Raw genomic sequence first — 13,187 nt, forward strand, 5'->3', positions numbered from 1 at the left:
TGCTAGGCCCCCGACGGCCCCGCCGCCGGGTCGCCACCGAGGACGGCCCCGTCGGCGCCCACCGGTCCGGACCGGAGCGCCCGCGCGCGTTAGCCTTCCCGGAGCACCCACCCGCATCCAGCACCAGTCCAGGAGCAAGCACCCGATGGCACGAGGCAGCAACAGCGGCGAACCCACCGACTGGGTCACCCGGGCCGCCGACGACGCCATCCGGCACGCCCGGCGCACCGGTCCCGAGGACCGCCTGATCACCTGCGCCTCGGGGGCCAGCCCGTCCGGTCCCATCCACCTGGGCAACCTGCGTGAGTTCCTCACCGTGCACTTCGTGGCCGAGGAGATCCGCCGCCGCGGCCTGCCCGTGCGGCACCTGCACAGCTGGGACGACTTCGACCGGTTCCGCAAGGTCCCGGCCGGCGTGGACCCCTCCTGGGCCGAGCACATCGGCCGTCCCCTCTCCGCCGTTCCCGACCCGTGGGCCTGCCACGAGTCGTGGGCGGAGCACTTCAAGGCCCCGCTGCGCGACGCGCTCGTCGAGCTGGGCGTGGAGATGGAGGAGATCTCCCAGACCGAGCGCTACCGCGCCGGCGCGTACACCGAGCAGGTCCTGCACGCGATCCGCTACCGGGACACGGTCGAGGAGGTGCTGGCCAAGTTCCGCACCAAGAAGGCCGAGCCGGTCGCGGAGAGCGACCAGGAGGCGGCCGCGCTCGCGGACTCCGTGGCCGACCAGGACGAGGACGTCGCCGGCCCCGGCGACCTGGCCCGGTTCCCCTACCGGCCCTACTGCCGCGACTGCGGCCGGGACACCGTCGAGGTCACCGGCTACGACGACGAGACCACCGACCTGGACTACACCTGCTCCTCGTGCGGCTTCTCCGGCACCACGAACGTGACCACCCAGCACGAGGGCAAGCTCGTGTGGAAGGTCGACTGGCCGATGCGCTGGTCGGTCGAGGGCGTCGACTTCGAGCCCGCCGGGCTCGACCACGCCACCCCCGGCTCGTCGTACACGGTCGGCAAGGAGCTGGTGAAGCGCGTGTACGCCACCCCCGCGCCGTCCTTCACGGGGTACGCGTTCGTCGGCGTCGCCGGCATGCAGAAGATGTCCTCCTCGCGCGGCGGCGTGCCGACCGCCGCGGACGCCCTGAAGATCCTCGAGGCGCCGATCCTGCGCTGGCTCTACGTGCGTCGCCAGCCCCGGCAGGCCTTCAACGTCGACTTCGGCGCCGAGGTGGTCCGGCTCTACGACGAGTGGGACGCGCTGGCGCGCAAGGCCGCCGACCCGGCGAAGCGGGACGCCCAGACGCTGGCGTTCGAGCGGGCCCGGACGACGAGCACCGCCGGGACGCTGCCGACCCCGGCCGTCGTCGTGCCGTTCCGGCTGCTGTCCTCGGTCGCCGACGTCACCGCCGGCAGCGCCGAGCAGATCAGCCGGATCGTCGGCGAGGTCGGGCACGCCCACGGCACGGTCGCGGAGCTGGAGCCGCGGCTGACCAAGGCGATGACCTGGACCGCCGAGTTCGTCCCGGCGGAGGACCGCACCCTGGTGCGCTCGGAGCCGGACACCGCCCGGCTGGCCGCGCTGGGCGAGGACGAGCGGCGCTGGCTCGCCACGCTGCTCGACCGGCTGCCGGACTCCCCCGACCCCGACGAGCTGACCGCGCTGGTCTACGGCGTCCCGAAGCTGGCGCGGGGGCTGCAGCTCGACGACGCGCCCACCGACGAGGTGAAGGCTGACCAGAAGGCGTTCTTCAAGCTGCTCTACAACCTGCTGGTCGACGCCGACCGCGGGCCGCGGCTGCCCACGCTGCTGCTGGCCCTGGGCACCGCGAAGGTCCGCGCGCTGCTCACCCCCGCCTGAGCGTCAGGCGGCGCCGAGCAGCGCGTCGTACGCCGCGGGGCTGGACTCGCGCAGGAAGTCGCGGCAGCGCTCCCACTCGGGGGTCTCGCCGATGGCGCGGGCGGCCAGGGCGAGCAGCGCCAGGCAGCGCAGGAAGCCGCGGTTCGGCTCGTGCTCCCACGGCACCGGGCCGTGGCCCTTCCAGCCGCTGCGACGCAGCAGGTCCAGGCTGCGGTGGTAGCCCACCCGGGCGTAGGCGTAGAGCGTGACGTCGTCGGCGCCCTGGTCGCGGGCCTGCTCGGCCAGCGCCGCCCACGCGAACGGGGACGCCGGCAGGTCGCGCACCACCGCCGCCGGGGCCTCGCCGGCCGCCAGCCGCTCGGCCGCCGGGTCCTGCGGGAGGTGGGTGGGCGGGGGGCCGGCCATCAGGTCCACGTGACTCATGGGTCGATTGTGCCCCGGCCCCCCACCGCGGCTCAGCCCAGGGTCTTGCCGGCGGAGCGCAGGTCCTCACAGGCGGCGACGACGCGGGCGGCCATGCCGGCCTCGGCGGCCTTGCCCCAGGCACGGGGGTCGTAGGCCTTCTTGTTGCCGACCTCGCCATCGATCTTCAGCACGCCGTCGTAGTTGTCGAACATGTGCGCCGCGGCGGGGCGGGTGAAGGCGTACTGGGTGTCGGTGTCGACGTTCATCTTCACGACGCCGTAGTCGACGGCCTCGGCGATCTCCTCGGGCGAGGAGCCCGAGCCGCCGTGGAAGACCAGGTGGAACGGCTTGGCGCCGGACTCGAGACCGAACTCGGCGACGACCGCCTCCTGGGCGGCCTTGAGCACCGAGGGCTTGAGCTTGACGTTGCCGGGCTTGTAGACGCCGTGCACGTTGCCGAAGGTCAGTGCGGTCATGTAGTAGCCGCGCTCGCCGTAGCCGAGCTTCTTCGCGGTCGCGATCGCGTCCTCGGGGGTGGAGTAGAGCTTGTCGTTGATCTCGTGCGCGACCCCGTCCTCCTCGCCGCCGACGACGCCGACCTCGATCTCGAGGATGATCTTCGCCTTGATGCACCGGTCCAGGAGCTCCTCGGCGATCACCAGGTTCTCCTCCAGCGGCACCGCGGACCCGTCCCACATGTGCGACTGGAACAGCGGCGCCTCGCCGCGGGCGACCCGCTCCTCGGAGATCGCCAGCAGCGGCCGGACGAACCCGTCGAGCTTGTCCTGGGGGCAGTGGTCGGTGTGCAGCGCGATGTTGACCGGGTAGTTCTTCGCGACCTCGGCGGCGTACGCCGCGAAGGCGACCGAGCCGGTGACCATGTCCTTGACCGACGGCCCGGAGAGGTACTCGGCACCGCCGGTCGAGACCTGGATGATGCCGTCGGAGCCGGCGTCGGCGAACCCCTTGAGCGCGGCGTTGAGCGTCTGGGACGAGGACACGTTGATCGCCGGGAAGGCGTAGGCCCCGGCCTTCGCGGCGTCGAGCATCTCGGCGTACTTCTCGGGGGTGACGATGGGCATCGGGGCTACTCCTCGGGCAAGGCGGGGCGGTACGACGTCGCTCGCCAGCCTAGTGGCTCCCGGCCGCACCCCGGAGGGCTGGTGCGTAGCCTCGGACCATGCGCGCTCCTGCCCCGGTTCCGGACCCCGAGGAAGGCCGGCGGTGACCTCGCTGGCCGGGCGCTACGTGGCAGTGGTCGGCCCCGCCGACGGTGCCCGCCCCGTAGACCTGGCCCGCGCCGCCGAGGTCGGCCGGCTGCTCGCCGAGCAGGGCGCCGTGGTCCTGACCGGCGGCCACCACGGCGTGATGGACGCGGCCGCCCGCGGCGCCACGCAGGCCGGCGGCGAGGCGATCGGGCTGCTGCCGGGCAGCGACCGGGCCGCGGGCTCCCCGCACCACACCCACCTGCTGCCGACCGGCCTCGGCGAGCTGCGCAACGGCCTGCTGGTGCGGGCCGCGGACGCGGTCCTGGCGGTGGGCTGCAGCTGGGGCACGCTCAGCGAGATCGCGCTGGCCCGCCGCACCGGCGTACCCCTGGTGCTGCTCGAGCCGTGGGACCTCCCCGAGGACGTCGGCCCGGTCGCCGCGGACCCGGCCGACGCCGTCGCGGTGCTCGCCCGGGCCCTGGCGTAGCGACGCGCCCGGCGTCGGGGCGGACCTCAGCCGCGCCAGGCGTCGTCGCCGGAGAGGTCGGCATGCGCCCGGATCCAGGAGTGCATCGCGATCGCGGCGGCGGCGCTGGCGTTGATGGAGCGGGTGGACCCGAACTGGGCGATCGAGAAGGTGCCCGCGCACGCCTCCCGGGCGCCCGCGGACAGGCCGGGGCCCTCCTGACCGAAGAGGAAGCAGACCCGCTCCGGCATCGTCATCGTCTCCAGGTGCAGCGACCCGGGCAGGTTGTCGACACCGAGCAGCGGCACCGGTCCCCCGGGCAGCTCGCCGAGGTACGCCGCGAGGTCGGCGACGGTCTCGTGGTGGTGCACGTGCTGGTAGCGGTCGGTCACCATCGCTCCGCGCCTGTTCCAGCGCCGGTTGCCGACGATGTGCACCTGCGCGGCGAGGAACGCGTTGGCCGTCCGCACGATCGTGCCGATGTTGAAGTCGTGCTGCCAGTTCTCGATGGCCACGTGGAACCCGTGCCGGCGGGTGTCCAGGTCGGCGACGATCGCCTCCAGGCTCCAGTAGCGGTAGCGGTCGACGACGTTGCGCCGGTCGCCCTCGGCGAGCAGCTGCTCGTCGTACACCTCGCTGCCGGGGCCCGTCGGCCACGGGCCGGGCCAGGGTCCGACACCGACCTCGGCGGGCCCGTGCGGCATCGGGTCGTACGGCGCGCGCCGCTGCGCCGCGTCGCTGCCCTCCCCGTCCATCGGCGGAATCGTAGGACACCCGCCCTCCCCTGACCGACCGGCACCGGAATAAACCCCTCGCCGGCGACGGTTACGCTGAGGTGGTGAGTGTGCTTCCGGCAGATCTGTCCTCGCTGCCCTCTCCACTCATGTTCGGGATCGATTTCCTCGACCCGCAGTGGCTGCTCCAGCAGTTCGGCCCGGAGCTGTTCTGGCTGAGCCTGCTCATCGTCTTCATCGAGTGCGGGCTGTTCTTCCCGTTCCTGCCCGGCGACAGCCTGCTGTTCGCGCTCGGCATCTTCATCGCCACCGGCCAGATCGACCTGTTCCCCGGGTCCCGGCTGGTCGAGCTGCTGATCGCGATGACGCTGATGACGGCCGCGGCCTGGCTCGGCAACGTCGTCGGCTACGAGATAGGCCGCAAGATCGGCCCCTCCCTGCGGGAGCGCGACGGGCGGGTGCTGAAGCAGAAGTACTTCGACCAGACCGAGGTCTTCTTCGACCGGCACGGCAACAAGGCGCTGGTGATCGGCCGCTTCGTGGCCTTCGTGCGCACCTACATCACCGTCGTCGCCGGCATCACCTTGATGCCCCGGCGACGCTTCTACGTCTGGAGCCTGATCGGCGGGGTCTCCTGGGTGCTGGTGGTCACCAGCCTGGGCTACTTCCTCGGCCACACGGTGCCGTGGCTCGAGCACAACATCGACCTGATCTTCCTGGTCATCCTGGCGTTCACCGCGGTGCCGATCGCCTACGAGTGGTGGCGCCACCGCCGCACCGACAGCCCGGAGGCCGACGACCGCGACCACGACGGCCGCCCGGACCGCGACATCACCGGCGCCACGGTGCCGCCGCAGTCGTCGGGTCGCGCCCCGTCGCAGCACTCCCGCGACGAGGCCTGACCGGTCCCGCTCAGGCGTCGCGGTGCGTGGCCCGCGTCGCGCGGACGCGCAGCACCACCCACCAGCACACGCCCAGCACGACTGTGCAGATCACTACCCACTGGAAGGTGCCGGCGACGCCCTCCACCTTGTGCCACTGCTCGCCGAGCCAGTAGCCGGCCAGCACGAACGCGACGTTCCAGATCGTGGAGCCGGCGGTGGTGAGCAGCAGGAACTGGCCCAGCGGCATCCGCTCGACCCCGGCCGGGACCGAGATCAGGCTGCGGAAGATCGGAATCATCCGGCCGAAGAACACCGCCTTGCGCCCGTGCCTGCCGAACCACGCCTCGGTCTTCTCCAGGTCCTCGACCTTGACCAGCGGCAGCCGCTCCCAGACCCAGTACATCCGAGCCCGGCCGAAGACCGCGCCGATCAGGTAGAGCACCAGCGCGCCGAGCACCGAGCCGGCGATCGTCCACGCGATCACCTCGACCAGGCCGAAGCTGCCCCGGCTGGCGGTGAAGCCGGCCAGCGGCAGGATCACCTCGCTCGGCAGCGGCGGGAACAGATTCTCCAGCGCGATCGCGAGCCCGGCGCCCGGGGCGCCGAGACGCTCCATCAGGTCGACGGCCCAGCCGGCGACCCCGCCGAGCTCCTCGGGGTCCGACGCGGCCGCCAGCAGCGTGCCGGCCCTCATGCGCGCGCGCGGGCGGCGTCGAGGTCGGCCTTGGTCAGCACGGCGCGGACCTCCAGCCCGACGTCCGCGAGCGGGTTCTCCCCCGCCGGGCTGCGGTCGATCGCGCACACCACGTGGGTCACCACCGCCCCGGCCTCGCGCAGCGCCCGGGTCGCGTCCCGGACGGCGCCCCCGGTGGTGATCACGTCCTCGATCAGCGTGACCCGCCGACCCGCGACGTCCGGCCCCTCGGCGAGCTTGCAGGTGCCGTAGGTCTTGGCCTGCTTGCGCACGAAGAGCGTGCGGTGCCCGGTCATCGAGGCCACCATCGTCGCGATCGGGACCCCGCCGAGCTCCAGGCCGCCGAGCAGCTCGGTGTCCTGCGGCAGCAGCTGCACCATCTCCCGGGCCACCCGCGACAGCAGGGCCGGGTCGGCCTCGAAGAGGTACTTGTCGAAGTACTCCGAGGAGACCTGGCCGGACCGGAGGGTGAAGGTCCCGGTCAGGCGGCAGGTCGCGTCGATGTCGGCTGCGAGGTCGGTGTCGGCGGTCGTCACGCCCCCATCATCGCGTACGCCGCCCAAGCGCCCGCGGGCCGTACGGTGGGTCCATGCCGGTCACCCAACGCCAGCGGCACGCCACCCGCCTGCACGGCATCCCGCCGACGATCTTCTCGCAGATGTCCGCGCTGGCGGCCCGCACGGGCGCCGTCAACCTCGGTCAGGGGTTCCCGGACGTCGACGGCCCGCCGGCGGTGATCGCGCAGGCCGTGGCCGCGTTGCGCGGCGGCGCCAACCAGTACGCCCCCGGCCCCGGGGTCCCCGCGCTGCGCGCGGCGATCGCGCGCCACCAGCGCCGCCACTACGGGATCGACCTCGACCCCGACACCGAGGTCGTGGTCACCACCGGCTGCACCGAGGGGATCGCCGCGGCCCTGCTCGGCCTGGTCGACCCCGGCGACGAGGTGGTCGTGCTGGAGCCCTACTACGACTCCTACCTGGCGATGATCCAGATGGCCGGGGGCGTGCGCCGCCCGGTGACCCTGCGGGCGCCGGACTTCCGGCTCGACGTGGACGCGCTGCGGGCCGCGGTGAGCCCCCGGACCCGGCTGATCCTGCTCAACAGCCCGCACAACCCGACCGGCACCGTGCTCACCCGCGCCGAGCTCCAGGCCGTCGCCGACGTGGCAGTGGAGCACGACCTGGTCGTGGTCACCGACGAGGTCTACGAGCACCTCACCTACGACGACCACGAGCACGTCCCGATCGCCACCCTGCCCGGCATGGCCGAGCGGACCCTGACCCTCTCCAGCGCCGGCAAGTCCTACTCGTTCACCGGTTGGAAGGTCGGCTGGGCGACCGGTCCGGCCGACCTGGTCGGCGCCGTGCTGGGCGCCAAGCAGTGGCTGACGTTCACCTCCGGCTCGCCGCTGCAGCCGGCGGTGGCGCACGCGCTCGACGAGGAGCCGGACTTCCCGCGGCGGCTGGCCCTCGAGCTGCGGGAGCGGCGCGACCTGCTGTGCGCGGGCCTGGCCGCCGCCGGGCTCGACGTCCGGGAGCCGGAGGGCACCTACTTCGCGACGACCGACACCAGCGCCCTGGGGTGGCCCGACGGGCTGGCCTTCTGCCTGGCCCTGCCGGAGCGGGCCGGCGTCGTCGCGATCCCCACCCAGGGGTTCCACGACGACGCCGACGCGGGCCGGCACCTGGTGCGGTGGGCGTTCTGCAAGCAGCCCGAGGTCATCGCCGAGGGAGTACGCCGGCTGGCGGCCGCCGACCTGCGCGCCGGCGGCCGCTGAGGCCGGTCAGGACCGGGGCTGGACCGGCGGCGGCGACTCTTGGCGCTGCTGCGGCGCACCGCGCGCGGCGTACCAGTCCTGCGCGCCACCGGTGAACAGCAGCACGATCACCGCGACCGCGCCGAGCAGCGTCACCAGCGAGACCACCGAGGCCAGCGCCACCAGGCTGAGCAGGGCCACCACCGCGGCCGAGACCACCAGCAGGACCCGGGCCACCTGCGAGCGCCGCATCGCGAACACCGCCAGGACCACCGCGACCAACGACCAGACCGCGAGCAGCCCCGCGACCGCGCCCACGAAGTCGGCCATCGCCTGCCCGTCGCCGCCCCCGTCGCCGCCCCCGTCGCCGTCGCCGGAGGAGGTCACCACCATCACGGCGGCGACGCCGAAGCCGAGCGTGGCGAGCCCGGCCATCACCAGCGTGACGACGCCGGCGGCGGTGACCGTGCCGGGCCGCCGGTCCCGGTCGGGTTCCTGCGCGGGGTCGCTCATGCGCCGATGGAACCACGTCCGCCCGGCGACCCCGGCCTCGGCCGGTGACCGGTCAGGACCAGGGCTGGACCGGCTGCTGGGGGTCCCGGGACTCCCGGGAGTCATTGCGGCCGGCGTACCAGTCGTTGGCGCCGCCGGTGAACAGCAGCACGATCACCGCGATCGCGGCGATCAGGGGCACCAGCGAGACCGCGGACGTGATGGTCAGCAGGCTGAGCACGGCCGTGACCGCCGCCGAGATCACCAGCAGGATCCGGGCCACCTGCGAGCGGCGCATCGCAAGCACCGCGAGGACCACCGCGATCAGCGACCAGACCGCGAGCACCACGACCACGACGACCAGGAAGTCGATCAGGTCCGAGGCGCTGAAGCCGTCCAGCCCCTCGGTGTTGCGGACCTCGCGCTCGAGGTCGCTCTTGAGGTCGTCGGGGAAGGCCAGCAGCGCCAGCGCGGTGAGCCCGAACGCAAGCAGGGACAGCCCCGCCACGACCATCGTCACGATGCCGGCGGCGGTGACCGTGCCGGGCCGCCGGCCGCGGTCGGGCTCGGTCTGTCCGTACGCCGGGTAGGCCCCGCCGGGCTGGCCGTACGGCTGCTGGGGCTGCTGGCCCGGCGCGCCGTACGGCTGCGGGGCGGCCTGCCCGTAGGGCTCCTGGCCGGGCTGGTGACCGTAGGGGTTCGCGGGCGCCTGGCCGTAGGGCTGCTGCTGGGACGGCTGACCGTAGGGCTGGTCGGACGGCTGGTCGTCGTGCGGCCCGGGGCCCTGGGGGGAGTCACTCATGAGTTCATCGAACCACGTGCGGCGGTGAACCAGGAGCGGGACTCGGGACGCGACAGCAGCGCGACGGTCGCCACGCAGGCCAGGAACGGCACCGCCAGCACGATGCTGCCGGTCAGGGTTCCGGCCAGACAGACCAGGCCGGCCAGCGCGGCGGAGACCACCAGGGCGACCCGCGCCCAGCGGACCCGCCGGAACGCCAGCACCGCGACGACGCTCACGGCCGCGCACCACACGACGACCAGGGCCGCGACCACGAGCACGGCGGACACCAGCTGGTCCTGGGTCATCTCGGCGGACTCCAGCAGGTCCGGGCGCTGGCGGAGCATCTCGTCGAAGATCGGGTCCGGGGCCGCGGCCATCACCAGCGCGGTGAGCAGCATCAGGCCGCCGACGACGCCTGCGGCCGACCAGGTGAGGACACAGGCCCAGAGCACGACGGCGGGGCGGCTGGCCGCCTGCAGGTCGGCCCGCTGGGCACCCGCCGGTCCGGCGTACGGCGCCTGCGCCTGGCTCGGCGCGGTGCCGTAGCCGGCCCACGGACGCGGGGCGGACGCCTGCTCGCCGGGCCGGTCGGCGTGGGGCCGGTCCACCTGGGGCCGCTCGGTCTGGGGCTGCTGGACGGGCGGCGGCCACACCGGGGCCGCCGAGCGCTCTGCCTGGACGGACCGGGGCGCGGGCCGGTCGATCCCGGCGAACCAGTCCCGGGCGGGCTGCAGCCACAGCATCGCCACGGCGGCCGCGACGACCGAGGACATGAACCCGCCGGCCACCAGCCCGCTGATGAACAGCGGCACGGCCAGCACCGAGAGCACGACCCGGGCGCTGCGGGAGCGCTGCAGGACCTGGTAGCCCAGGACCAGAGCGGCCGCGGCGCAGGCGCCGGCGACCATCGCCATGGTCCGGAGCAGGTCGAGGACCCCCTCCACGCCCAGCCCGAGCCCGTCGCCGGGCGGCTCGGCGAGGAAGTCCTCGACCGCCTCGCGGGTGCGCAGGGAGGAGATCCCGGCGACCTGCTCGAAGACCGAGACCACGACGAACATCGACCCGCCCATGATCAGCCAGGCCGACATCGTCACCTGGCGCGGTCTGGTGGAGACGGGCTCACTCATGGGCCCATTCCATCAGGTCGCCGGGCACGGCCCGACGCCGCTCACCGGACCGTGAGCTTCAGGCCACCCTCGTCGGCCGTGTCCACGAGCACCGAGCCGCCGTCGGTGACCTCGCCGGCGATCAGCATCCGCGCCAGCTGGTCCCCGATCGCGGTCTGCACCAGCCGGCGCAGCGGCCGGGCGCCGTACGCCGGGTCGTAGCCGGTCTCGGCCAGCCAGGCCTTGGCGGCGTCGGTGACCTCGATCGCGATCCGGCGCACCGCGAGCCGCTTCTCCAGCAGCCCCAGCTGCAGGTCCACGATCTGGGTGAGCTCGGCGAGCGTGAGCGCCTCGAACAGCACGATCTCGTCGAGCCGGTTGAGGAACTCCGGCTTGAACGAGGACCGCACGACCGCCATCACCGAGTCGCGCTTCGTCTCCGCGTCCAGCAGCGGGTCCACCAGGAAGTTGGAGCCGAGGTTGGACGTCAGGATCAGCAGCGTGTTGCGGAAGTCCACGGTGCGGCCCTGGCCGTCGGTGAGCCGGCCGTCGTCGAGCACCTGCAGCAGGATGTCGAAGACCTCGGGGTGGGCCTTCTCGACCTCGTCGAGGAGCACGACGGAGTACGGGCGGCGGCGCACCGCCTCGGTCAGCTGGCCGCCCTCGTCGTACCCGACGTAGCCGGGCGGGGCGCCGACCAGCCGGGCCACCGAGTGCTTCTCGGAGTACTCGCTCATGTCGATGCGCACGATCGCGCGCTCGTCGTCGAACAGGAAGTCCGCCAGGGCCTTGGCCAGCTCGGTCTTGCCGGTGCCGGTCGGGCCCAGGAACAGGAACGAGCCGGTGGGCCGGTTCGGGTCGGAGATGCCGGCCCGGGAGCGGCGCACCGCGTCGCTGACCGCGGCCACCGCCTCACGCTGGCCGATCAGGCGCTGACCGACGACCTCCTCCATGTGCAGCAGCTTGGCGGTCTCGCCCTCGAGCAGCCGCCCGGTGGGAATGCCGGTCCAGGCCTCGACGACCTCCGCGATCTGCTCGGCGCCGACGGCGTCCCCGACCAGGGGCTCGCTCTCGGCGGCCCCGGCGGTGGCCACGCGGGCGCCCTCGGAGACCTCCTCGATCTGCTGCTCCAGGGCCGGGATCTGGCCGTAGCGGATCTCGCTGGCCTGCTCCAGCTCGCCCTCGCGCAGCAGCCGGTCGGCCTCGATGCGCAGCTGGTCCAGCCGGCGGCGCAGCTCGCCCTCACCCTCCAGGGAGCGCTTCTCCTGCTCCCAGCGGGCCTCCAGGCTGCGCAGCTGCTCCTCCTGGTCGGCCAGGTCGGCCTTGAGCCGGGCCAGCCGGTCCCGGGAGGCGTCGTCGGTCTCCTTCTCGAGCGCGAACTGCTCCATCTTCAGCCGGTCCACCTGGCGGCGCAGCTGGTCGATCTCCACCGGGGAGGACTCGATCTCCATCCGCAGCCGGGAGGCGGCCTCGTCGACGAGGTCGATCGCCTTGTCCGGGAGCTGGCGGCCGGTGATGTAGCGGTCGGAGAGGGTCGCGGCGGCGACCAGCGCGGCGTCGGTGATCCGCACGCCGTGGTGCGCCTCGTACTTCTCCTGGATGCCGCGGAGGATCTGGATCGTGTCCTCGACGCTGGGCTCGCCCACGAAGACCTGCTGGAAGCGGCGCTCCAGGGCGGGGTCCTTCTCGATCCGCTCGCGGTACTCGTCGAGGGTGGTGGCGCCGATCATGTGCAGCTCGCCGCGCGCCAGCATCGGCTTGAGCATGTTGCCGGCGTCCATCGAGGAGTCGCCGCCGGCGCCCGCGCCGACGACCGTGTGCAGCTCATCGATGAACGTGATCACCTGGCCCTCGGCGGCCCGGATCTCCTCGAGGACCGCCTTGAGCCGCTCCTCGAACTCGCCGCGGTACTTCGCGCCCGCCACCATCGCCGCGAGGTCGAGGCTGAGCACCCGGCGGCCCTTGAGCGAGTCGGGGACGTCGCCCGCGACCACCCGCTGGGCCAGGCCCTCGACGACGGCGGTCTTGCCGACACCGGGGTCGCCGATCAGGACCGGGTTGTTCTTGGTACGCCGGGAGAGCACCTGCACGACCCGCCGGATCTCGGCGTCGCGGCCGATGACGGGGTCCAGGCGGCCCTCCTCGGCGGCGGCGGTCAGGTCGACCGAGTACTTCTCGAGCGCCTCGTAGGTCGACTCCGCGTCCTGGCTGGTGACCCGACGGTTGCCGCGCACGGCGCTGAGGCCCTCGCGCAGGCCCTGCTCGTCCAGGCCCGCGTCGGCGAGAACCTTCTGCGCCGGGCTCTCGACGGTCGCCAGCGCGATCAGCAGGTGCTCGGTCGCGACGTACTCGTCCTTCATGCTGTTGGCGAGGTCCATCGCCGTCGCGAGGACCCGGGTCAGCGCGGCCGAGGCGCGCGGCTGCTGGACGGTCTGGCCCGACACCTTCGGCAGGGCGTCGCGCTGCGCGGCGGCGGCACGGACCAGCGCCGGGGCGTCCGCCCCGGACTTCGCGACCAGCGCGGCGGGCGTGCTGTCCTCCTGGAGCAGCAGCGCGACGAGGAGGTGGATCGGTTCGGTCGTGGAGTTGCCGGCGGTCGTCGCCGCAACCTGGGCGGACTCGATCGCCTCCCGGCTGCGCGTGGTGAACTTGTCGGCACCGAACTGGCTCATCTGGTCTCCTGAGGAAGAGGTTCAGCGTGGATCCGGACGTCTCGCGGCGTCGGCGTCACCAGACTCAACATGCCCGGAGTTGAGTCTGTTCCACTCAACTTTAGCGGGTGCCCTGCGACGCCCGT

13 protein-coding genes are annotated in these 13,187 nt (G+C 73.3%); 4 read left to right on the forward strand and 9 right to left on the reverse strand.

What is annotated here, in order from left to right; translation table 11 throughout:
* The first annotated feature begins 145 nt into the window (after positions 1-145).
* Positions 146-1,861, forward strand: a complete 1,716-nt coding sequence (lysS, locus tag EBO35_RS17855; protein WP_122818922.1) for a lysine--tRNA ligase — start codon at positions 146-148, stop codon at positions 1,859-1,861.
* Between the two features lie 3 nt (positions 1,862-1,864).
* Here lysS and EBO35_RS17860 read toward each other — a convergent pair whose 3' ends face one another.
* Both EBO35_RS17860 and fbaA read right to left on the reverse strand, forming a co-directional pair.
* Positions 1,865-2,284 (reverse strand): DUF3151 domain-containing protein, encoded by a 420-nt coding sequence (locus EBO35_RS17860; RefSeq protein ID WP_122818923.1) that lies wholly within the window; start codon positions 2,282-2,284, stop codon positions 1,865-1,867.
* Between the two features lie 32 nt (positions 2,285-2,316).
* On the reverse strand, positions 2,317-3,348 hold the full coding sequence (gene fbaA, locus EBO35_RS17865; protein ID WP_122818924.1) for a class II fructose-bisphosphate aldolase: 1,032 nt from the start codon (positions 3,346-3,348) through the stop codon (positions 2,317-2,319).
* Between the two features lie 142 nt (positions 3,349-3,490).
* On the opposite strand from fbaA, the gene EBO35_RS17870 reads away from it, so the two are divergent.
* Positions 3,491-3,961, forward strand: coding sequence for an SLOG cluster 4 domain-containing protein (locus EBO35_RS17870; RefSeq protein ID WP_122818925.1), 471 nt, complete (start codon positions 3,491-3,493; stop codon positions 3,959-3,961).
* Between the two features lie 26 nt (positions 3,962-3,987).
* On the opposite strand, the gene EBO35_RS17875 is transcribed toward EBO35_RS17870, so the two are convergent.
* Positions 3,988-4,695, reverse strand: coding sequence for an RNA methyltransferase (locus tag EBO35_RS17875; RefSeq protein WP_164478032.1), 708 nt, complete (start codon positions 4,693-4,695; stop codon positions 3,988-3,990).
* A gap of 128 nt (positions 4,696-4,823) precedes the next feature.
* Between EBO35_RS17875 and EBO35_RS17880 the strand changes: the two genes are divergently transcribed.
* The gene (locus tag EBO35_RS17880; protein ID WP_122818926.1) at positions 4,824-5,576 is read left to right on the forward strand and encodes a DedA family protein; all 753 of its coding nucleotides are present in this window, start codon (positions 4,824-4,826) and stop codon (positions 5,574-5,576) included.
* A 10-nt stretch (positions 5,577-5,586) separates the two neighbouring features.
* On the opposite strand, the gene EBO35_RS17885 is transcribed toward EBO35_RS17880, so the two are convergent.
* Positions 5,587-6,252, reverse strand: coding sequence for a DedA family protein (locus tag EBO35_RS17885; RefSeq protein ID WP_122818927.1), 666 nt, complete (start codon positions 6,250-6,252; stop codon positions 5,587-5,589).
* On the reverse strand, positions 6,249-6,788 hold the full coding sequence (gene pyrE, locus EBO35_RS17890) for an orotate phosphoribosyltransferase (RefSeq protein ID WP_122818928.1): 540 nt from the start codon (positions 6,786-6,788) through the stop codon (positions 6,249-6,251). The genes EBO35_RS17885 and pyrE overlap by 4 nt, the downstream gene beginning before the upstream one ends.
* 53 nt (positions 6,789-6,841) lie before the next feature.
* On the opposite strand from pyrE, the gene EBO35_RS17895 reads away from it, so the two are divergent.
* Positions 6,842-8,029, forward strand: coding sequence for a pyridoxal phosphate-dependent aminotransferase (locus tag EBO35_RS17895; RefSeq protein WP_122818929.1), 1,188 nt, complete (start codon positions 6,842-6,844; stop codon positions 8,027-8,029).
* A 6-nt stretch (positions 8,030-8,035) separates the two neighbouring features.
* Here the strand turns inward: EBO35_RS17895 and EBO35_RS17900 are convergent, their stop codons facing one another.
* Genes EBO35_RS17900 through clpB form a run of 4 tightly spaced genes read right to left on the reverse strand, consistent with a single transcriptional unit; the run spans position 8,036 to position 13,062 of the window.
* Complete coding sequence (locus EBO35_RS17900) at positions 8,036-8,521, reverse strand: hypothetical protein (protein ID WP_122818930.1); 486 nt, start codon at positions 8,519-8,521, stop codon at positions 8,036-8,038.
* 52 nt (positions 8,522-8,573) lie between these two features.
* A complete protein-coding gene (locus tag EBO35_RS19625; RefSeq protein ID WP_164478033.1) occupies positions 8,574-9,302 on the reverse strand; it encodes a YgjV family protein in 729 nt (242 codons plus the stop codon).
* Positions 9,299-10,411 carry a hypothetical protein gene (locus EBO35_RS17905; protein WP_164478034.1) on the reverse strand — a complete coding sequence of 371 codons (1,113 nt, stop codon included), beginning with the start codon at positions 10,409-10,411 and terminating at the stop codon, positions 9,299-9,301. The genes EBO35_RS19625 and EBO35_RS17905 overlap by 4 nt, the downstream gene beginning before the upstream one ends.
* Positions 10,412-10,452: 41 nt before the next feature.
* On the reverse strand, positions 10,453-13,062 hold the full coding sequence (gene clpB, locus EBO35_RS17910) for an ATP-dependent chaperone ClpB (protein WP_122818932.1): 2,610 nt from the start codon (positions 13,060-13,062) through the stop codon (positions 10,453-10,455).
* Between the last annotated feature and the right edge of the window lie 125 nt (positions 13,063-13,187).

Origin of the sequence: Nocardioides pantholopis (genome assembly GCF_003710085.1) — a bacterium.
In the GTDB taxonomy this organism is placed as follows: Bacteria; Actinomycetota; Actinomycetes; order Propionibacteriales; family Nocardioidaceae; genus Nocardioides; species Nocardioides pantholopis.